Origin of the sequence: Marinobacter vulgaris (genome assembly GCF_003344045.1) — a bacterium.
GTDB classification, from domain to species: domain Bacteria; phylum Pseudomonadota; class Gammaproteobacteria; order Pseudomonadales; family Oleiphilaceae; genus Marinobacter; species Marinobacter vulgaris.
The window spans coordinates 421,885-440,617 of the sequence record NZ_QFWX01000001.1; the positions used below are offsets into that span (position 1 = coordinate 421,885).

At 58.2% G+C, this 18,733-nt stretch carries 17 protein-coding genes; 6 read left to right on the forward strand and 11 right to left on the reverse strand.

What is annotated here, in order from left to right; translation table 11 throughout:
- Positions 1-6 precede the first annotated feature (6 nt).
- From infB to pnp, 5 genes are all read left to right on the forward strand, one after another.
- Positions 7-2,568: a translation initiation factor IF-2 gene (infB, locus tag DIT71_RS01965; RefSeq protein ID WP_114611510.1), complete on the forward strand. Its 2,562-nt coding sequence runs from the start codon at positions 7-9 to the stop codon at positions 2,566-2,568.
- Positions 2,568-3,005: a 30S ribosome-binding factor RbfA gene (gene rbfA / locus DIT71_RS01970; protein ID WP_114611511.1), complete on the forward strand. Its 438-nt coding sequence runs from the start codon at positions 2,568-2,570 to the stop codon at positions 3,003-3,005. The genes infB and rbfA overlap by 1 nt, the downstream gene beginning before the upstream one ends.
- Positions 3,002-3,922, forward strand: coding sequence for a tRNA pseudouridine(55) synthase TruB (truB, locus tag DIT71_RS01975; protein WP_114611512.1), 921 nt, complete (start codon positions 3,002-3,004; stop codon positions 3,920-3,922). Before rbfA ends, truB begins: the two co-directional genes overlap by 4 nt.
- A gap of 93 nt (positions 3,923-4,015) precedes the next feature.
- Entirely contained in the window at positions 4,016-4,285 is a 270-nt protein-coding gene (gene rpsO, locus DIT71_RS01980) for a 30S ribosomal protein S15 (RefSeq protein ID WP_114611513.1), read from the forward strand.
- A gap of 312 nt (positions 4,286-4,597) precedes the next feature.
- Entirely contained in the window at positions 4,598-6,721 is a 2,124-nt protein-coding gene (gene pnp / locus DIT71_RS01985) for a polyribonucleotide nucleotidyltransferase (protein WP_114611514.1), read from the forward strand.
- A gap of 49 nt (positions 6,722-6,770) precedes the next feature.
- Here pnp and DIT71_RS01990 read toward each other — a convergent pair whose 3' ends face one another.
- From DIT71_RS01990 to DIT71_RS02030, 9 genes are all read right to left on the reverse strand, one after another.
- Entirely contained in the window at positions 6,771-7,640 is an 870-nt protein-coding gene (locus DIT71_RS01990) for an alpha/beta hydrolase (protein ID WP_114611515.1), read from the reverse strand.
- On the reverse strand, positions 7,610-9,475 hold the full coding sequence (locus tag DIT71_RS01995; protein ID WP_114611516.1) for an Lnb N-terminal periplasmic domain-containing protein: 1,866 nt from the start codon (positions 9,473-9,475) through the stop codon (positions 7,610-7,612). The genes DIT71_RS01990 and DIT71_RS01995 overlap by 31 nt, the downstream gene beginning before the upstream one ends.
- A gap of 95 nt (positions 9,476-9,570) precedes the next feature.
- Complete coding sequence (locus tag DIT71_RS02000; RefSeq protein ID WP_114611517.1) at positions 9,571-10,035, reverse strand: DUF3015 domain-containing protein; 465 nt, start codon at positions 10,033-10,035, stop codon at positions 9,571-9,573.
- A 218-nt stretch (positions 10,036-10,253) separates the two neighbouring features.
- Positions 10,254-10,955: an ABC transporter ATP-binding protein gene (locus DIT71_RS02005; RefSeq protein WP_114611518.1), complete on the reverse strand. Its 702-nt coding sequence runs from the start codon at positions 10,953-10,955 to the stop codon at positions 10,254-10,256.
- A gap of 9 nt (positions 10,956-10,964) precedes the next feature.
- Entirely contained in the window at positions 10,965-11,720 is a 756-nt protein-coding gene (gene livG / locus DIT71_RS02010) for a high-affinity branched-chain amino acid ABC transporter ATP-binding protein LivG (protein WP_114611519.1), read from the reverse strand.
- A gap of 6 nt (positions 11,721-11,726) precedes the next feature.
- Positions 11,727-12,998 (reverse strand): high-affinity branched-chain amino acid ABC transporter permease LivM, encoded by a 1,272-nt coding sequence (locus tag DIT71_RS02015; RefSeq protein WP_114611520.1) that lies wholly within the window; start codon positions 12,996-12,998, stop codon positions 11,727-11,729.
- Positions 12,998-13,921 (reverse strand): high-affinity branched-chain amino acid ABC transporter permease LivH, encoded by a 924-nt coding sequence (gene livH, locus DIT71_RS02020; protein WP_114611521.1) that lies wholly within the window; start codon positions 13,919-13,921, stop codon positions 12,998-13,000. Before livH ends, DIT71_RS02015 begins: the two co-directional genes overlap by 1 nt.
- Positions 13,922-14,083: 162 nt before the next feature.
- Positions 14,084-15,196 (reverse strand): branched-chain amino acid ABC transporter substrate-binding protein, encoded by a 1,113-nt coding sequence (locus tag DIT71_RS02025; RefSeq protein WP_114611522.1) that lies wholly within the window; start codon positions 15,194-15,196, stop codon positions 14,084-14,086.
- A 148-nt stretch (positions 15,197-15,344) separates the two neighbouring features.
- Complete coding sequence (locus DIT71_RS02030; RefSeq protein ID WP_406565095.1) at positions 15,345-16,190, reverse strand: tetratricopeptide repeat protein; 846 nt, start codon at positions 16,188-16,190, stop codon at positions 15,345-15,347.
- 312 nt (positions 16,191-16,502) lie between these two features.
- On the opposite strand from DIT71_RS02030, the gene DIT71_RS02035 reads away from it, so the two are divergent.
- Positions 16,503-17,003, forward strand: a complete 501-nt coding sequence (locus tag DIT71_RS02035) for a MarR family winged helix-turn-helix transcriptional regulator (RefSeq protein ID WP_114611524.1) — start codon at positions 16,503-16,505, stop codon at positions 17,001-17,003.
- Between the two features lie 23 nt (positions 17,004-17,026).
- Here the strand turns inward: DIT71_RS02035 and DIT71_RS02040 are convergent, their stop codons facing one another.
- Positions 17,027-17,368 (reverse strand): c-type cytochrome, encoded by a 342-nt coding sequence (locus tag DIT71_RS02040; protein WP_114611525.1) that lies wholly within the window; start codon positions 17,366-17,368, stop codon positions 17,027-17,029.
- A 58-nt stretch (positions 17,369-17,426) separates the two neighbouring features.
- A complete protein-coding gene (locus DIT71_RS02045) occupies positions 17,427-18,692 on the reverse strand; it encodes a PQQ-dependent sugar dehydrogenase (RefSeq protein WP_114611526.1) in 1,266 nt (421 codons plus the stop codon).
- Positions 18,693-18,733: the final 41 nt, after the last annotated feature.

Here is an 18,733-nt window from a genome sequence, read left to right on the forward strand (position 1 = left end):
ACCAGTATGGCTGATGTAACGGTAAAACAACTGGCCGCAGATGTAGGCGCTCCCGTGGATCGTTTGCTGCGACAGATAGTGGAGGCTGGCCTGAAAGCCCGCTCCGAAGAAGATTCTGTTACCAGTGATGAGAAGCAACAGTTGCTGACCTATCTGAGAAAGAATCATGGTGAGGATGAGTCCGAGCCGAAGAAGATCACTCTCAAGCGCAAGACAACAACCACGCTGAAAGCGGGCCGTGCAAAAACGGTCAATGTTGAGGTCCGCAAGCGCCGCACCTATATCAAGCGCGCTGAGCTGGAGCCGGAAGCGGCAAAGCAGCAGGAAGAGGTCGCCGAGCAGGCCCCTTCAGCGCCGGAAGAAGCGCCGCGAGTAACGGCTGAGCAGCCACAGGCTGCCGAAGCTCCGAAGACTGAAGTGCCGGTATCAGAGGCACCGGCGGAAGCGCCGGCTGCCGACGAAAAACCGGAAGAGAACGAGAAGCCGGAAGTGGCTGCCGAGCCGGAACCGTCGCCGGTTCCCGCGCCGGAAGACATGCCGATCCCGCCGCCGGAAGAAGGCGAGGGCAAGGATCGCAAGCCGAAGAAGAAGAAAGAGAAAGCCCGTGAGCGTGGCGATGAGCCGGACGACGGCAAGCCCAAGAAGAAGTCTGCGGGACATCGCGGTCCGCGCAACCGTCCGGTTGATGAACCTCTTGTTATTAATGAAGAAGAGGAAGACACCACGCTGCGCAAGCCGCTTCGTGCGAAAAAGAAACCCAAAGAAAAGCGTCATGCTTTCGAGAGGCCGACCAAGCCAATGGTACGAGAAGTCGATATTCCCGAAACGATCACAGTGGGTGATCTTGCCCAGCGGATGGCCGTCAAGTCAGCGGACGTCATCAAGAAACTGATGGGCATGGGGGTAATGGCAACGATCAACCAGGCTCTCGATCAGGAAACCGCCGTGCTGGTGACCGAAGAGCTGGGCCACAAGCCCAACACGGTCAGCGAGGATGCGTTTGAGGAAGACGTGCTGAGCGAGTTCGCCTTTGAAGGCAAGGACAAGACCAAGCGCGCACCGGTTGTAAGCGTGATGGGTCACGTCGATCACGGCAAGACCTCGCTGTTGGACTACATTCGTCGCACCAAGGTAGCGTCCGGTGAGTCCGGTGGTATTACCCAGCATATCGGTGCCTATCACGTGGAAACGGATCACGGCATGGTGTCCTTCCTGGATACCCCTGGCCACGCCGCCTTTACGGCCATGCGTGCCCGTGGCGCCCAGTGTACCGACATCGTTATCCTGGTAGTGGCAGCCGATGACGGCGTGATGCCCCAGACCAAGGAGGCGGTGGAGCATGCCCGTTCCGCTGGCGTCCCCATTGTTGTCGCTATCAACAAGATGGACAAGGAAGGTGCTGACCCCGAGAAGATCAAGGGCGAGCTGGCCGGTATGGAAGTAATCCCGGAAGAATACGGCGGCGAAGTCCAGTTCATTCCGGTATCGGCGCACACCGGCGAGGGCATAGACAACCTGATTGAAGCATTGTTGCTGCAGGCGGAAATTCTTGAGCTCGAGGCATCTGCGGACGCTCCGGCCAAGGGTGTGGTTGTCGAGTCCAGTCTCGAGCGCGGCCGTGGCTCTGTGGCCACCGTGCTGGTTCAGAACGGCACACTGCGCCAGGGTGAAATGGTTGTCGCCGGTGGTTACTTCGGTAAGGTTCGCGCCATGACCGATGAGGCCGGCAAACAGGTCAAGGAAGCAGGCCCCTCCATTCCGGTGGAGATACTGGGTCTCAATGGCACGCCGAACGCGGGTGACGAGTTCTTTGCGGTGGCCGACGAGAAGAAGGCCAAGGAACTGGCGGAATTCCGCCAGACCCGCGAGCGTGAACAGCGTTTACACAGGCAGCAGGCGGCCAAGCTCGAGAACCTGTTCGAGAATATGGGCAAGGACGAGGTCAAGACCCTCAATGTGGTTCTCAAGACCGATGTTCGCGGTTCGCTGGAGGCGATTACCAAGTCGCTGAAGGACCTGGGCAACGAGGAAGTGCAGGTGAAGATCGTGTCCTCCGGCGTTGGCGGTATTGCCGAGACGGACGTGAGCCTGGCCATGGCCACCAATGCAGTTATTTTCGGCTTTAACGTGCGTGCCGATACGGCAGCCAAGCGACTGGTCGAGCAGGAAGGCCTGGATCTGCGTTACTACAGCATCATCTACAACCTGATTGATGACGTGAAGGCCGCCCTGACCGGCATGCTGGCACCGGAATTCCGCGAGGATATCGTCGGCATTGCCGAAGTACGTGACGTATTCCGTTCACCGAAGTACGGCCAGGTGGCCGGTTGCATGGTGGTCGAAGGTACCGTGTACCGGAACAAGCCTATTCGTGTGTTGCGTGACAACGTGGTTATCTTCGAAGGCGAACTCGAGTCGCTGCGTCGCTTCAAGGATGACGTACCGGAAGTCCGCAATGGCATGGAATGCGGCATTGGCGTGAAAGGATACGATGTGAAGGTCGGTGACCAGATCGAGGTGTTCGATCGCGTACGGGTCGAGCGCAAGCTTGAGTCCACGGGGGCCTGATGCCAAGAGAGTTCAGCCGGATTGATCGCATTGGCGATCAGATGCAGCGCGAGCTGGCCCAGCTCATCCAGCGGGAGGTCAAAGACCCGCGGGTGGGCATGGTCACGGTAAATGCCGTCAAGGTCAGCCGTGACCTTGGTTACGCGGATATCTACGTATCCCTGCTTACGACCGAAGAGTTGACCGAGGACTCCCCCGAGGTCAAGGAATCCCTGGCGGTGCTCAACAAGGCTTCCGGGTTCCTGCGTGGGCAGATCGGCCGTGCCATGAAATTGCGGGTTACGCCCCAGCTGCGCTTCCACTTCGATTCGCTGCTCGGCCACAGCCGCCACATGGACAACCTGATTCGCGAGGCGGTCGGCGACAAGCCGGCCGTCCATCGTGATGAAGAGGCAGACGGCGATGATTCCACCAGTGGTCCGGAGCGAGACGCTTGAGTCGACGCCGCAAAGGCCGTGATGTAAACGGCATCCTGGTTATCGATAAGCCAATGGATATCACGTCCAACGGCATCCTGCAGCAGGTGAAAGCGCTCTTCGGAGCGGCCAAAGCCGGCCATACCGGTGCCCTGGATCCTCTGGCCACCGGTGTTCTGCCATTGTGCTTTGGTGAGGCCACCAAGTTCTCCCAGATGATGCTGGACAGCGACAAGGCTTACGTCGCCACGGCGCGCCTGGGTGTCCGCACCGAAACCGGCGACAGCGAGGGCGCGGTGGTTGCCGAAAAGCCGGTTCCTCCGGGACTGAATGCTGAAGCCCTGGAGCTGGTTCTTGACCGGTTCCGTGGCGCTATCCAGCAGGTTCCTTCCATGTACTCCGCGCTCAAGCACAAGGGTCGTCCCCTTTACGAGTACGCGCGGGAAGGCATCGAAGTGGATCGCCCGTCCCGACCGGTCACGATCTACGAGCTGACACTGCTGGAGTTGCGGGAGACCGAGATGGATATCGCGGTCAGTTGCACCAAGGGCACCTATATCCGTTCGCTGGTGGAAGACATCGGTGAGGCCCTGGGCTGTGGCGCACATGTCACGGCCCTGCGCCGTACCATGGCGTCAGGCTTCACCCTGGCGGATGCCTGCGAGGTCACCACCCTGGAGTCCATGCGTGAACAGGGTGAGAGCCTGGATGGCCTGCTGGTGGCCCCGGATGCCGCTCTGTCCATGTTCCCCGAGCAGGAACTGGAAGGCAGTGCGCTGGTATCGATATTGAACGGACAACCGGTTAGAATATCGGGTCAGCCGGTTGAAGGGTACGTTCGCCTTTATGGCAGCGGGCGCTTTGTCGGGCTGGCGGAAGGATTCCCGGACGGGGAGGTCACCAAACTGGTGCCTCGGCGTCTGGTAAAGAGTGGCTGACAACCGTTGTCCGACGGTTGTAGCTGATTAGCCGGGCTGTAGAGATGCGTGGTTCGGCCGAATTCGATAGCATCGCAACAATAGAGGTGAGTTATGGCACTTTCTGCCGACGAGAAAGCACAGATTGTTAAGGATTATCAGCAGGGTGATGGCGATACCGGTTCTCCTGAAGTGCAGGTTGCACTGTTGAGCCACAACATCAACAAGCTGCAGGATCACTTCAAGACCAACAAGCAGGATCACCATTCCCGCCGCGGTCTGATCCGGATGGTTAACCAGCGCCGCAAGCTGCTGGACTACCTGAAGCGCAAGAACGCAGACCGCTACCTGGAGCTGATCCAGCGTTTGAACCTGCGTCGCTAGTCCGGTTGTACCTTAACAACCGGCGGGGTATCTGCCCTGCCGGTTGTGCTTTTCCCCTGCATCGTGTCTGTCAGTGAATCCTGAAGAAACTCCCTGTCGTATTGGAAAGTTGAAATTGATAGCAGGTTGTTGAAAACCCCGGTCTGCGGTCTCCCGGAGACGCTGCCCCCGCCCGGGATTTTGCAACAGCCTGTTAGCTTTCAGACGGGTTACTCTTCGGTTCATCACTTCAGGCCTTGCTGCAGTTATAACGGACAGACCGCATGGGCGGGTTGTCTGAGTCAATTTGAAATGATGAATTCAGGAGTTACAGTGGATCTCAAACCCGTAAAGAAAACGTTTGAACTCGGCGGCAAGACCGTCACGATTGAAACCGGCCGTATTGCCCGTCAGGCCACCGGTTCTGTGCTGGTTACCGTTGACGACATCTCGGTGCTGGGTACCGTGGTTGCCGCCAAAGACGCCAAGCCGGGTCAGCCGTTTTTCCCGCTGACCGTCAACTATTTCGAGAAGACCTACGCCGTGGGCAAAATCCCGGGTGGCTTCTTCAAGCGTGAAGGCCGTCCGTCCGAGAAAGAAACCCTGACATCACGCCTGATCGACCGCCCGATTCGTCCTCTGTTCCCCAAGGGGTTCATGAACGAAACCCAGGTGATCACGACCGTAATGTCATCCAGCAAGAACCAGGATCCGGACATTGCTGCCATGCTGGCGGCTTCCGCCGCTTTGTCCATCTCGGGTATCCCGTTTGATGGTCCGATTGGCGCATCTCGCGTGGGATACACCAACGAGCGCGGCTATTTCCTGAACCCGACCTTCGAAGAGCTGGAAACCTCACTGCTGGACATGGTTGTTGCCGGCACCGAAGATGCGGTGCTGATGGTTGAATCCGAAGCCAAGGGCCTGATTGAAGACCAGATGCTGGGTGCAGTGCTCTTTGGCCACCAGGAAATGCAGACTGCGATTACCGCCATCAAGGAACTTGCCGCAGAAGTTGGCAAGCCCCGTTGGGACTGGCAGCCAGAGCCGGAAAACACCGATCTGCTGAATGCCGTCAACGCCGAAGCCGCCGCAGCCATCGAGGAAGCCTACAGCATCCGCGACAAGATGGAGCGTTACGCTCGCCTGGGCGAGATCAAGAGCGCGCTGGTTGAGAAGCTGGCGGGTGAAGAGGAAGGCCAGCCTTCCGCGGATGATGTTAAAAAGTACTTCGGCAAGGTCGAGAAGACCATTGTTCGCAAGCAGGTGATCGACGGCAAACCGCGCATTGACGGCCGTGACAACAAGACCGTTCGTCCGATCGAGGTGGAAGTCGGTATCCTGCCCAGCACGCACGGTTCTGCCCTGTTCACCCGCGGTGAAACCCAGGCTATCGTGACGACTACCCTGGGTACTGCCCGGGACATGCAGATCATCGATGCCCTGGAAGGTGAGCGCAAGGATCCGTTCCTGTTCCATTACAACTTCCCTCCGTACTCCGTTGGCGAAGCCGGTCGTGTCGGTACTCCGGGTCGTCGTGAAGTCGGCCACGGCCGTCTGGCCAAGCGTGGTGTGGCTGCGGTCATGCCGTCCATGGAAGAGTTTCCGTACACGATCCGTGCGGTATCCGAGATCACCGAGTCCAACGGTTCCAGTTCCATGGCGTCCGTCTGTGGTTCCAGCCTGGCGCTGATGGATGCCGGTGTGCCGATCAAGGCGCCGGTTGCCGGTATTGCCATGGGTCTGGTCAAGGAAGGCGACAAGTTCGCAGTGCTGACCGACATCCTGGGTGACGAGGATCACCTCGGCGATATGGATTTCAAGGTTGCAGGCACCTCTGAAGGTATCACTGCTCTGCAGATGGATATCAAGATCCAGGGCATCACCGACGAGATCATGGAAGTTGCTCTCGACCAGGCCAACGCGGCGCGGATGCACATCCTCGCGGAAATGGCGAAAGTGATCTCTGCTCCGCGCAAAGAGCTTTCAAGCCGCGCGCCGAGTATCACCACCATCAAGATCAACCCGGAGAAGATCCGCGACGTTATCGGCAAGGGCGGTTCCATGATTCGCTCGATCTGTGACGAGACCGGCGCCTCCATCGATCTTGATGACGACGGCAACGTGAAGATCTACGCCGACAACCAGGAAGCGGCCAATGCTGCGATGAAGCGTGTGATGGAAATAACCGCCGAAATCGAGGTAGGTGCCATCTACAATGGCCGTGTTGAGCGTATTGTGGACTTCGGTGCCTTCGTTAACATCCTGCCCGGCAAGGATGGTCTGGTACACATTTCCCAGATTTCCGATCGTCGCATCGAGAACGTCACCGACGAGCTCAGCGAAGGCCAGGAAGTTCTGGTGAAGGTACTGGACGTGGACAACCGCGGGCGCGTGAAGCTGTCCATGAAAGAAGTAAAGGAAGGCGAACAGCCCACGGACCTCTCCGCGCTGTAAGCTGAACCGGACAAAAGAGCCCGCCACTCCCCGGAGTCTGGCGGGCTTTTTATTGCCCCTCCATAAAATCCAGAACCGTCTCCCTGTACGCCGGAATGACAAACGTGGCCCCATGGCCCGTGTCCGTCTGCAGAAATTCCTTGGGCTCCTCTGCGGCCTCAAACAACCGTTGCCCATGATGAAAGGGAATAATGCCGTCCCGCACACTGTGAATCACCATCACCGGCACCGGGCTGATATCTCCGATGCGCTCATGGGCTTCGTATTCATCCGTAATGGTCCAGCTCAGTGGAATCTGCAGGGGCCAGGTAAGCCAGAATTCGCCCAGTTTTTCCCGCGCTATGGTGCGGAAACCGGAGAAGGTGCCGTCGAGGATGACACCGTCCAGTGGTGGTTGTTCGTCCCGTTTTACCCATTCGCTGGCCAACGCAGTGCCAAGTGCGCCACCCAGGCTCTGGCCCAGCAGGAACAGGGGCCGCTTCTGTACGTCCGGGTGCTCAATCAGCCAGCGAAAGCCGGCCTCTGAGTCGTGCAGGGTGCCCTCTATGTCGGGCGCGCCGGTTGATCGGCCATAGCCCCGGTAATCAATAAGGAACACGTTGTAGTGCTCACCGGGCAGCCAGGCGACGTTCATGATGTGGCTGCTTATGTTCTGGGCATTGCCGTGGAGGAAATAGACCGTGCCTTTGGCTTCCGCTTCTGCGGGCAGCCACCATCCGTGGAGTGTTTCACCGTCCGGGGTGTCAAGGAACACGTTTTCATAGTTCAGGTTCAGGCGGTCGGGAGTAATGTAGGTGACGTCATCGGGATAGAAGAACACGCTGCTGCAGCCGGTCTGCATGAGCACGGCGAGTGCGGCAGTTATGCCGGCCAGTGTCTTCAGAGCTATCAAAAGTACGCGTGGAGTCCTAATTGCCATGTGCTGCGGTACCTGTCGTAGTGGTCTTCGCGGCTGAATTTTCCGAACAGGCTGAATTCACGTCCGAAGTGCCAGTTGCCTTCAAGGTAGGCCTGGTCCTGGCGGTGCTGGCTGCTGACGATCCAGGCCCTGGTTTTTACGCCACCGAGGAGGCTGAACTGATTGTTCTGATGAAGTATGCCGAGGTCGGCTCCCGGTGCAGCGTCGTAGCCGCGGCGCAGGTCGTCGTCGATTTCAAGGTCGGCGGTGGCAATGGCGAAGGCCTGGGTGCCGCCGGCCAGTTGCCAGCTGCCGCCAGCGCCGCCTTCCAGATAAGGGGTGAACACCCGGTTGGTTTCAGTATCAGTGCGGCGGCCGCCGAAACCAACCTGCCAGGAGAGTGGCGAAAAGAACTGGTTGCGGGGCGACAGCGAGCGGATCTCAACGCCGGTCAGTTGCTCGATCTGCACTTCATCATTGTCAGTGTATAAACGTGCATCCAGACGCAGGAACTGGAGTTGGGCGCCGCTGCGGTAACCTGCGGGTGGGTCCAGTACATCGTGGTAGGCCGGGCGCAATGTCAGTTGAGTGAAGTTGCGGTCGCCGATTCGCCCACCACTTAGACTGGCACGGAAGGTCGCGTGGCCCTGGTCGTCCCGGATAGCCGGTTGCGGAGGCCCGTCCTGTGCGGCCACGCCGCGAATCTGGCTGCGCTCACGCAGCAGGTCGTGGGAGAGGGGCGCTGCATGGTCTCTTGGCCAGCCGTCGGCTTCGCTCTGATAACGGACATAGTCGTAGGTGGTGTCCAGCACCCGCGCCCGTTCTTTCTGGTTTAACGCTTTTACCTCCGGCGCGTCCGCATCCACGTAGCCGTTGGCGATAGCGGCTGCCAGGGTCTGGTGATCGCCGGGCAGGGAGTCAATGCTGTGGCTGACGCTGGTTGCCGCAGAGGGGCGGTAATAGACGTCCTCCACCAGGCCCCGGTCCACCACCCAGCGGACCGTATCCGAAGGAATGGCGTGAGTGCTGACTTCCTCCAGCAGGTTGGTGCCGGGACGTGCCACGTCGATCAGGGCCAACAGCCGATAGGCACAGTTCTCGTCGAAGAAGTAGTAATCGAAGTTGCGGTCACGAATCTCCCAGGTATGGGCCAGCATCATGTCAACTTCCGCCTGCGTCAGGTTGAGCTGGTATTCCCAAAGGTCCCGATGCTCGATATCGGAATAGAGGCGGATTTTTTCATAATACGGCTGGATGGAGGTGATACCCGGGTAGCCACCAAAGATGCCTTTGTAGGCGAACAGAATCTCGCTGTCGTGGGCTGCCGCGTCCGCCGCATAGGAAATGGTGTTGGCAAGGATCAGGTTGGTTTCCTCGTCTTCCCGGGGTGGATCAAGGCGCAGAAAGGTATGGCCGAACATGGATGACGGGCTGTTGAGATACGAAGCGGCAAACACCAGGGTCACGGTTTCGGTATTCAGCTCCTCGGCCCATTCGTCATAGGCGGGGCAGTCTGCCGGTTGCTGTGGCAGGTCCAGCTGCTGTCTGAGCCATCGATCCCTGGCGGGGAAGCGGCAGCGGGCGTTGTCATCTCCGCTTCCGGGTTGGGTGATCGCCCGTAACGTGGCGTCAAGCTCCGCCTCCGGCGAGGTTTTGCCCCGGTCACTGAGGAAAAATCGGTCATCGTCCGCCTGGCTGGTATGGCCATCACCGAAGCGGTCGGGCTGGTAATGCCCGAGGGTCAGCCATGCAGGGTGTTGATGAAGGTCTCCGGTGTCCGGGAGTGGCTTGGCGTATGCGTGAAAACCTGTTGCCAGCCAGAGCAGGGCCAGCGCGAACTGAAGCGAAGTGCGCATGGATGGTCAGTCAGTTCCGGATGTTAAGACGAGTGGAAATCCCGGTAGCAGTTGCGCCGTCCCTGGCGCGCTCTGTCCTTTTCCTGGTTGGACGATCAGGCTGCTACGTACTTGCTCAGCGATTCATTCTGCTCCAGCAGGGCCACGATGGCATCCACCGCTTCACCGGATGTGGTGTCCGAAGACGGGAAGATGGTCGCAAAGTTGTCCTGCAGGACCTTACGGAATGAATCCCGGTCTGCCTCGTCGACACCCAGCAGCACGGCCACTGTCTCCAGGTTTTCACCTGAGCCGCGGGACATGTCACGGGCGACCTTGTCGATGTTGCTTTCCATGTACATGGCCATGGATTGCACAGACTGGTTGGTCTGGCAACCGAGGGTACCGGTGGTCATACCAAAGGTCTGGTTACCAAAGGTGCCGTTGGTGGTGGCGGCAAGGACGTGGGGCGCGATGCCGGACTGTCCTTTCCAGATCATGGCACCAACGCCGCAGCCGGGCTGGGCGAAAGCGAGGGTAGAAGCACCCATGAGCAGTGCACCTGCGATCAGTTTTTTCATTATCCACTCCTTGTTTGATTTAGCTGTCGTCGCAAACACGCCAAGTCCGCATGGGAGGGTACCTCCCGAAGCTGGCGCGCTAACGGCCCTGACTGATTTCCCGTGGAGACAGGTCGACCGTTGACCCTGATTATAGTTCATATCTCAGGAAGGCAAGTCAGAAACGTCCTGAGTGCTTGATTTAACCAGCAAAGTCGATGGCTGATCAGGTCGTCGTGTTAACCGCCCAGATACGCATTCTGAACATCCGGGTTGGCCAGCAGATTCCTGCCGGTGTCGTGCAGACGGATGCGGCCGGTCTCAAGCACATAGCCCCGGTCTGCCAGGTTCAGGGCCTGGTGCGCGTTCTGCTCAACCAGGAACACGGTAATGCCTTCCTCCCGCAGCTTGCCAATGATCTCGAAGATCTGCTTGATCACCAGGGGCGCCAGCCCCAGCGAGGGCTCGTCGAGGATGATCATGTTGGGTTTGCTCATCAGCGCCCGCCCGATGGCCAGCATCTGCTGCTCACCCCCTGACATGGTGCCGGCACGCTGGTGTTCCCGCTCTTTCAGGCGCGGAAACAGCTCATAGACGTGGTCCTGGCTTTTGCGGATTTCCGATTTGGTATTGAAGAAACCGCCCATGTGCAGATTTTCCTCGACGGTCAGGCCGGAAAACACGCGCCTGCCCTCCGGCACAATGGCAATGCCGGAGCGCATGATGTTGGACGTCATGTCGCGGGTGATATCCCGCCCCTGGAAAATCACCCGACCGGATGTGGCCTGGGGGTTGCCGCAAACGGTCATCAGCAGCGTGGTTTTGCCGGCGCCGTTGGCGCCGATCAGGGAGACAATCTCACCTTTCTTTACTTCCACCGAGACACCGTGAAGTGCCTCAATCTTGCCGTAGTGGGTATGGACATCTTCTAGTACAAGCATGGTTAATCCTCAGGCCTCACCCAGATAGGCTTTGATTACATCGTCGTTCCGGCGGATCTCATCCGGGGTGCCACTGGCCAGGGGCCGGCCCTGGTTGATTACATTGATGCGGTCGGAGATATCCATCACCAGGCTCATGTCGTGCTCAATCAGTACCACGGAGACGTTGTAGTCCTCCTTGAGGCTGATGATCAGCTGATTGAGGTCCTTGGTTTCCGCCGGGTTGAGGCCGGCAGCCGGCTCGTCCAGCATCAGCAGCTTGGGCTCGGTGACCATGCAGCGGGCAATTTCCAGCCGTCGCTGCTGACCGTAGGCAAGGTTGCCAGCTTCCCGGTTGGCCAGTTCCGTCAGGCCAACCCGGTCCAGCCAGTAGGCCGCGCGGTCCAGAGATTTCTGTTCCTTTTCACGGTAGTTCGGTGTTTTCAGAATACCCGCGAGCAGGTTGGTGTTGAGGTGACGGTGCTGGGCTACCAGCAGGTTCTCGACCACCGTCATGCGGCCGAACAATCGCACGTGCTGGAAGGTTCGTACCAGGCCAAGGCGGGAAATCTTGTAATCCGGTTTGCCCTGAATCTCGCGGCCTTCAAACAGGATCTTGCCACCGGTGGGCTTGTAGAACCCGCTCATGCAGTTAAAGACCGTGGTTTTGCCGGCCCCGTTGGGGCCGATGATCGCCACAATTTCGTGTTCCTGTACGTCCAGCGAGACCTGGTCCACCGCCAGGAGGCCGCCGAAGCGCATCGACAGATTCTGTACTTCAAGCATTACCCGTCACTCCTGCCGTTTCAGTTCGATGTGGATGCGTCGCATGGGCATCAGGCCCTGGGGGCGCCAGACCATCATCAGCACCATGGCGGCACCGAAAATCAGCATCCGGTACTCGGAGAACTCCCGTGCCAGTTCCGGCAGGATGGTGACGGCAATCGCTGCCAGGATGACCCCCATCTGGGAACCCATCCCACCGAGCACCACAATGGCCAGGATGATGGCCGACTCCAGGAACACGAAGGACTCGGGGCTGATAAAGCCCTGCTTGGAGGCGAATACGGTACCTGCAAAGCCCGCAAAGAAGGCGCCAATGGTAAATGCCGACAGCTTTACCGCCGTGCGGCTCAGGCCCAGGGATTTGGCAGCGATTTCATCTTCCCGCAGGGCTTCCCAGGCGCGGCCCACCGGCATACGCATCAGGCGGCGGATGGCAATGGCGGTAATGACAGCCAGCACCAGGGCAATCAGGTAAAGAAAGATCACCTTGTGCTCGCCGCTGTAGGCGATGCCAAAGGTCTCATGGAAAGAGGTGTTGCCTTCCTCCTTGACCCTGCGGCCGAACTCCATGCCGAACAGGGTCGGGTCCGGAATGCCGCCGATGCCATTGGGACCACCGGTCAGGCTGGTCATGTTGTTCAGCAGGATACGGATGATCTCGCCAAAGCCCAGGGTGACGATGGCCAGATAATCCCCCCGCAATCGCAGCACCGGGAAGCCGAGCACCAGCCCGAACAGCGCAGCAAGCAAGGCACCAATGGGCAGGGCGAACCAGAAGGACACGCCATAATACTGGGACAGCAGGGCGAAGGTGTAGGCGCCAACGGCATAGAAGGCCACATAGCCCAGGTCAAGCAGGCCGGCAAGGCCCACCACCACGTTCAGACCAAGGGCCAGCATGATGTAGATAAGCACCAGGGTTGCCAGGTCCACGGCACCCCGGGAGGCAATAAAGGGCCAGATAAGTGCCCCTATGACCATCAAGGTGAGCAGGGTGGATTCCAGCTTCAGGCGCTTGCTCTGTTCCATGGGCTTGCGGTTGGCAAGTGGATTGACGGCCGGCAGCTGGCGCAGGGATCCCATCACATTGTCCCGGAACAGCTGGAACAGGAAGACAATAACCGCGGCCAGCAACACGCCGAGCACCGTGGAGGTTTCGGCACCCTCCAGGGTGACGTCTATGCCCTGACTTTCAAGGTTGAAGCCCAGGATGGGGTACGAAATGATAAGGGTGACAATGGCGCAAAACAGCGCATGCTTCAGGTTATGAGAGGCCATCAGATCTTCTCAACCTCCGGTTTGCCAAGCAGGCCGGTGGGTTTGAACAGCAGGATCAGGATCAGCAGCCCGAAGGACACAACGTCCTTGTACTCACCACTGAGATAGCCGGAGGTCATACTCTCGGCAACGCCGAGGATCAGTCCCCCAAGCATGGCGCCCGGTATGCTGCCAATGCCCCCAAGCACCGCAGCCGTGAAGGCCTTGAGGCCGGCGATAAACCCGAACAGCGGGTCGATGGAACCGTAGTACATGCCCAGAAGCAGGCCGGCAACCGCTGCCAGCGCGGCACCAATCACGAATGTGGCGGAGATGATGCGGTTGGTATCGATGCCCAGCAGGTTGGCCATGCCCAGATCCTGGGAGACGGCGCGGCAGGCGCGGCCAATGCGGGAACGGGAAATAAACAGGGAGAGAATCGTCATGCAAACCAGGGTGGTCGCAAAAATGGTGATCTGCATATAGGTGATCGAGGTCTGGAACGAGTCTTCGGCACCGAAGCGGAAGCCGCCCTCAATCAGTGCCGGGAAACCGATGTTACGGGACCCCTGGGCGAGGTGGACGTAGTTCTGCAGGAAGATGGACATGCCGATCGCCGAGATCAACGGGATCAGCCGGTGCTTCCCGCGCACGGGTCGGTAGGCCACCCGTTCCACCGCCCAGCCCATGGAACTGGAAACGATCATCGCGCAGAGCAACGCCACCACCAGGATCAGCGGCAGCCAGACGATGCCCAGTGCCGTAAGGCCGGTAATGGCGATAAGCGCCGTATAGGCCCCGATCATGTAGATCTCACCATGGGCAAAGTTAATCATGCCGATGATGCCGTAAACCATGGTGTAGCCGATCGCGATCAGGGCATAGGTGCTCCCGATCGTCAGCCCGTTAATAAGCTGCTGAACAAAATAAAGGAGGTCTTGCATCTGTGTGGGACTCCGATAGCCTGCCCCCTTCCCCGTATTCAGGCAAGGCCTCGGGGTACCGGGCGCGCTGACTACAGGATCAACAGGAGCCTAGAAAAACACCTTCCCCCGGATCGCGGTGAGAAGGTGTTCTCATGATTACCGTTTGTTAACGATTGCGGCTTAGTTTACCGGAGTTTTGCTGCCATCTGAATGCCATTCGTAGACAACAAACTCGAACGATTCCATATCGCCCTTGCTGTCGTACTCAACGGTACCGATTGGTGTCTGGAAGGTGCCTTCACGCAGGGCTTCGGCAACTTCGAACGGATCGGTTGATTCAGCGGCTTCAATGCCATCGGCAATCAGCTGTACGGCGGTATAGGAAGTCAGAACGAAAGGACCGGACGGATCTTCGCCTTTTTCTTCAAAGGCCTGGACCAGTTCCTGGTTTTCTTCTTTCTCGTCAAAGCTCGGCGGCAGGGTTACCAGCAGGCCTTCGGCTGCTTCGCCGGCGATGGTGTTGATATCCTTGTTACCAACCCCTTCCGGGCCCATGAAGATGGTGTCCAGCTCCGCCTGGCGCGCCTGGCGCAGGATCAGGCCCAGTTCCGGGTGATAGCCGCCATAATAGACGTAGTCCACGTCGGCCTGTCTGAGCTTGGTAACCAGCGACGAGAAGTCCTTGGCGCCGGCAGTAATGCCTTCAAACATTGCCACTTCGACTCCGCCTTCTTCGAGGGTGTCACGCACGGCGGTTGCAATGCCTTCACCATACTGCTGCTTGTCATGAATGACAGCGACACTCTCCGGGTCCTGGCTGATCAGGTAGTTGGCGGCAACCGGTCCCTGCATGCTGTCGAGGCCGATGGTGCGGAATACCAGCTCATAACCACGCTCGGTAATTTCCGGGCTGGTGGAGGCCGGCGTGACCATCAGAATGCCTTCGTCCTCATAAATGTCAGAGGCGGGCTGGGTCGAGCTGGAGCAGAGGTGGCCAACCACGAAGCGCACGCCATCGTTCACCATGGTGTTGGCAATGGTTACGGCCTGCTTCGGATCACATACATCGTCGTATTCAACACCGACGAGTTCTTCTCCCATAACGCCGCCGTCGGCGTTAATGCGCTCAATCGCCATGCGGGCGCCGGAGAATTGCATATCGCCATACTGGGCAACGGGCCCGGTCATCGGTCCGGCGATGCCGATCTTGATTTCAGCGGTCGCGTGACCTGCGCCCATCACGGCGATAGAGGTTGCGATAGCAGTTACGAGTTTCTTGACTGGTGTGCTCATTGGGTCTGTCCTGTTTCAGGGTTATTCTTATGTTCTCAGCGTTGTAAACAAACACCACAGATCCTGCCTTGTCAAGCAGTGAAGGTCAGCGTCGCGGCCGGAACATACCATGCTGGAAGTACAGCAAGTAACGTGCCGGTCTGTCGCGTCAGGCGTCGGGACGCTCTTCGTCCTGTGAAAAAAACAGCCTCCGGAAACTTTCGTGATCCCGCAGCTGTTCGAAACTGGGATCAACGGAAGCGTCGTCCTTGTACGCCTCGGAAATATCAATGGCCTTCTGCAACGTTGCCACCGCATCATCCCAGCGGCCAATCTCGGCATAGGCGCAGGCCAGCTGGTAGTGGGCATGGCCGTTGTCCGGCGCAAGCTTCAGGGCGCGCTGGCAAAGGCTGATGGCCCAAAGGGGCTCCTGCATCTCAAGGACTGCGTCGGCTTTGTAACTGAGGGCTTCCACGTCGTCCGGTCGAAGATCCAGAATCGTGTCGTAGGCTGAAATCTTGTTCTGATGGGAGGTTTCCTGGCTGGCTTTCAGCCACAGGGAGTGCACTTCGTTGGTGCGCTCAATTTCCGCCTGATTCTGCTGGATGATATCGGATTTCTGCCTGAGCTGATCTTCAATGAATTCCAGCCGCTTCTCGTACTCCACCACCAGTTCGTTCACGCGCTTTTCGGCCAGGGTAGTGAGCTGGTTACGCATGTCGCGAATGGAATTCCAGCCCACCATCACCAGGATGGAGGTGGCGCCGGCAATCAGGTAGAAGAAATAGGTAACGGTATCCGTGGCGTAAGACATGGTCTTGTCTGCCACCGACAGCTCCTTGTCGACCACCTTTTCTATCAGCTCTGCGCGTGTGTTCATCATTTCCTTGCGCAGTGCTTTGCTTTCCTCCAGCAGGTACAGCTCAACGAATGGCGTATACATGGGTTCTTCCAGAGTATCGATTCGCTGCTGCACGTCGTCAGCGGTGAGGTCCTCGCCGGGTTCCTGGGCCATGGCTCCGGTACTGAAGCACAATGCGACAAGCCACGAAGCGAGGAGGGCCGTCAGGCGCTGGCCGGAAGGGCGGTGAGGAGAGGTGCGGTATATTCGGGTGTTCATCTGGCCGTGTCCGTTTACGGAAATTCAACAAGACGGTGACCTTAGCATAGTGGCTGGCGGAAAAAATGCCGAAATTGGTAAAAGCGCTGGCAGGTCAGTGTAATAGGGCCTCTTGATCGAGCTGGCTGTGGCTTGCATTATGGGTAACAAAGACCTCTAATAGTTAGTGTTATAAAGAATCTGGCAGACAAAAAGCGGAGTGGTGCGTTGAATAATTATGAAGAGGTTCTGGTGGCGTTGCGCAGGGTCATCCGCGCAACGGACCTGCATTCCAAGCGCCTGAGCAAGCATGCGGGGCTGACGGGCCCCCAGTTGCTGATCATGCGCAGTATTCGTGACCTGGGTGAGGTGACCATTGGCACCATTGCCGACAAGGTCAGCTTGAGCCAGGCCACGGTGACCACCATTCTGGACAGGCTTGAGCTTCGCAAGCTGGTTTACCGGGTTCGCAGTACCCGGGACAAGCGAAAGGTGCATGCCCACCTGACGGAAGAGGGGGCGGATATCCTCTCTCGCGCTCCAAATCCGCTTCAGGAGGAGTTCATACTGAAGTTCCAGAACCTGGCGGAGTGGGAGCAGACCATGATTCTGGCTTCACTTCAGCGGGTTGCCAATATGATGGATGCGGATAATATTGATGCCGCGCCTCTGCTAACCGTAGGCTCAGTCCTCAAGGACGATGGTTGGAAGGCCGATGACCAGTCCTGAAAGACTGACATCGGTCGCAGTAGTTATTCCGGCATCCTTGCGGTAATTTCAATAGATTGATACCAGGCTGCAAGGTCGGAAATTTGCTGGTCTGTGAGGTTTTTTGCCACCACAGACATCATGTCGTTCTCCCGCTTGCCACTGCGGAAGGCCTTGAGTTGTTTTTCAATATATATCTGGCTTTCGCCGGCAAGGTGGGGTGCAACGGGGATCTTTGCAATCCCATCCAGGCCATGACAGGTCTTGCATTGGGCTGCAAGTTTCCGCCCTTCTTCAGGATCTGCGCCATGGGCGACTGAAACCATGGTTACAAAAGATGCGATAACCACAATTCTGGATAACGCAATTTTGATTATTCTTGTCATATGGTATCTCCAGAGGACCGGGGAGGGACTCTCAGTGGTCTCCTCCCCGGTCACGGCATCAGGAGTCTGAACCGGTATAGGCGATTCGATATACCGCACCAGCCAGGTCATCCGAGACCAGTAGTGACCCGTCTTTCAACAAGGCCACATCCACCGGGCGGCCAAGGTATTCGCCGTTCTCATCCAGCCATCCCTCAGCGAAGGGCACCGTTTCTCCGGCAACATTGCCCTCGGCATCTACCGGCGTGAACATAACCCGGGCTCCCACGGGCACGGTCCGGTTCCAGGAACCGTGTTGCGCTGAAAAAATCCCGCCCTGATACTGTTTCGGAAACATGTTGCCCTTGTAGAACACCATGCCCAGATCGGCTGCGTGCGCGATTGTTTCTGAGACCGGGAACACCACATCCACGGGAACTTCCTCGCCCTTGTACTCATTGGTGCGAACATCACCACCGCCATACCAGGGATGGCCAAAGTGTTGTCCCATAGCCGTCTGGCGGTTGATTTCCCCCGGTGGAATATCATCACCCATACCGTCCACCTGATTGTCTGTGAACCAGAGTTCGCCGGTAACGGGGTTGAAGTCATGACCAACAGAGTTGCGGATACCACGAGCGTAAACTTCTCGCCCGGTACCGTCCTGATTCACCCGGATAATGCCGCCAATACCCCATTCCGCAAAAGTGTCGAGATGCTCCTTGGGGGCGACATTATAGGGCTGGCCGAGGGAAATATAGAGCTTGCCGTCAGGACCGACATCGCAGACCCTGGCTGTGTGGTTGTAACTGACGAATTCTTCAGGAATCAATTCGCCCCCGGGGATGACCTCCGAGGCCACGACATCTCCGCTCTCGTAGAAGAACTCGGCGGCAGGGTAGGCCAGAACCCGGTTCTGTTCGGCGATGTAGAGCACGCCGGCGGGCGAAAAGCAGGGGCCGTTGGGAATGGACTTGGCCACCGACGGCGCAAAATTCTTAACTTCGTCGGCAACGCGGTCCTTGTCCCGGTCGGTGACGGCCCAGACTTCGGTTTTGCGGGTTCCTACAAAGGTAACGACTCCTTGCGGACCGACTGCCATGTGGCGTGCATCGGGAACCAGCGCGTAAAGGCTGATTTCGAACCCTTTTGGTACCCGAATCTTTTCAAGGGTTTTGCGGATGGCGGCGGCACTGTCGCTTTTCTGATCGATGACGGTAAATTCGGCATCGCCGGTGGTCTGGAAATTGCCAAGTTTTTCGAGGGTATTGTCAGACTGGCCATAGGCAAGGGGTAGACAGGCGAGACCAATGGCCACGCCCAAGATCGAGGATTTCTTATTCATTGTTGTACCACTCTCTTTGTATCAGCGAGTTGAAAGCCGGC

Excerpts from the sequence above, each read along its gene's own strand:
- infB (WP_114611510.1), top strand. The coding sequence starts at position 7 with ATGGCTGATGTAACGGTAAAACAACTGGCCGCAGATGTAGGCGCTCCC.
- rbfA (WP_114611511.1), top strand. The coding sequence starts at position 2,568 with ATGCCAAGAGAGTTCAGCCGGATTGATCGCATTGGCGATCAGATGCAG.
- rpsO (WP_114611513.1), top strand. The coding sequence starts at position 4,016 with ATGGCACTTTCTGCCGACGAGAAAGCACAGATTGTTAAGGATTATCAG.
- DIT71_RS01990 (WP_114611515.1), bottom strand. The coding sequence starts at position 7,640 with ATGGCAATTAGGACTCCACGCGTACTTTTGATAGCTCTGAAGACACTG.
- DIT71_RS01995 (WP_114611516.1), bottom strand. The coding sequence starts at position 9,475 with ATGCGCACTTCGCTTCAGTTCGCGCTGGCCCTGCTCTGGCTGGCAACA.
- DIT71_RS02000 (WP_114611517.1), bottom strand. The coding sequence starts at position 10,035 with ATGAAAAAACTGATCGCAGGTGCACTGCTCATGGGTGCTTCTACCCTC.
- DIT71_RS02005 (WP_114611518.1), bottom strand. The coding sequence starts at position 10,955 with ATGCTTGTACTAGAAGATGTCCATACCCACTACGGCAAGATTGAGGCA.
- livG (WP_114611519.1), bottom strand. The coding sequence starts at position 11,720 with ATGCTTGAAGTACAGAATCTGTCGATGCGCTTCGGCGGCCTCCTGGCG.
- DIT71_RS02015 (WP_114611520.1), bottom strand. The coding sequence starts at position 12,998 with ATGGCCTCTCATAACCTGAAGCATGCGCTGTTTTGCGCCATTGTCACC.
- livH (WP_114611521.1), bottom strand. The coding sequence starts at position 13,921 with ATGCAAGACCTCCTTTATTTTGTTCAGCAGCTTATTAACGGGCTGACG.
- DIT71_RS02025 (WP_114611522.1), bottom strand. The coding sequence starts at position 15,196 with ATGAGCACACCAGTCAAGAAACTCGTAACTGCTATCGCAACCTCTATC.
- DIT71_RS02030 (WP_406565095.1), bottom strand. The coding sequence starts at position 16,190 with ATGGCCCAGGAACCCGGCGAGGACCTCACCGCTGACGACGTGCAGCAG.
- DIT71_RS02040 (WP_114611525.1), bottom strand. The coding sequence starts at position 17,368 with ATGACAAGAATAATCAAAATTGCGTTATCCAGAATTGTGGTTATCGCA.
- DIT71_RS02045 (WP_114611526.1), bottom strand. The coding sequence starts at position 18,692 with ATGAATAAGAAATCCTCGATCTTGGGCGTGGCCATTGGTCTCGCCTGT.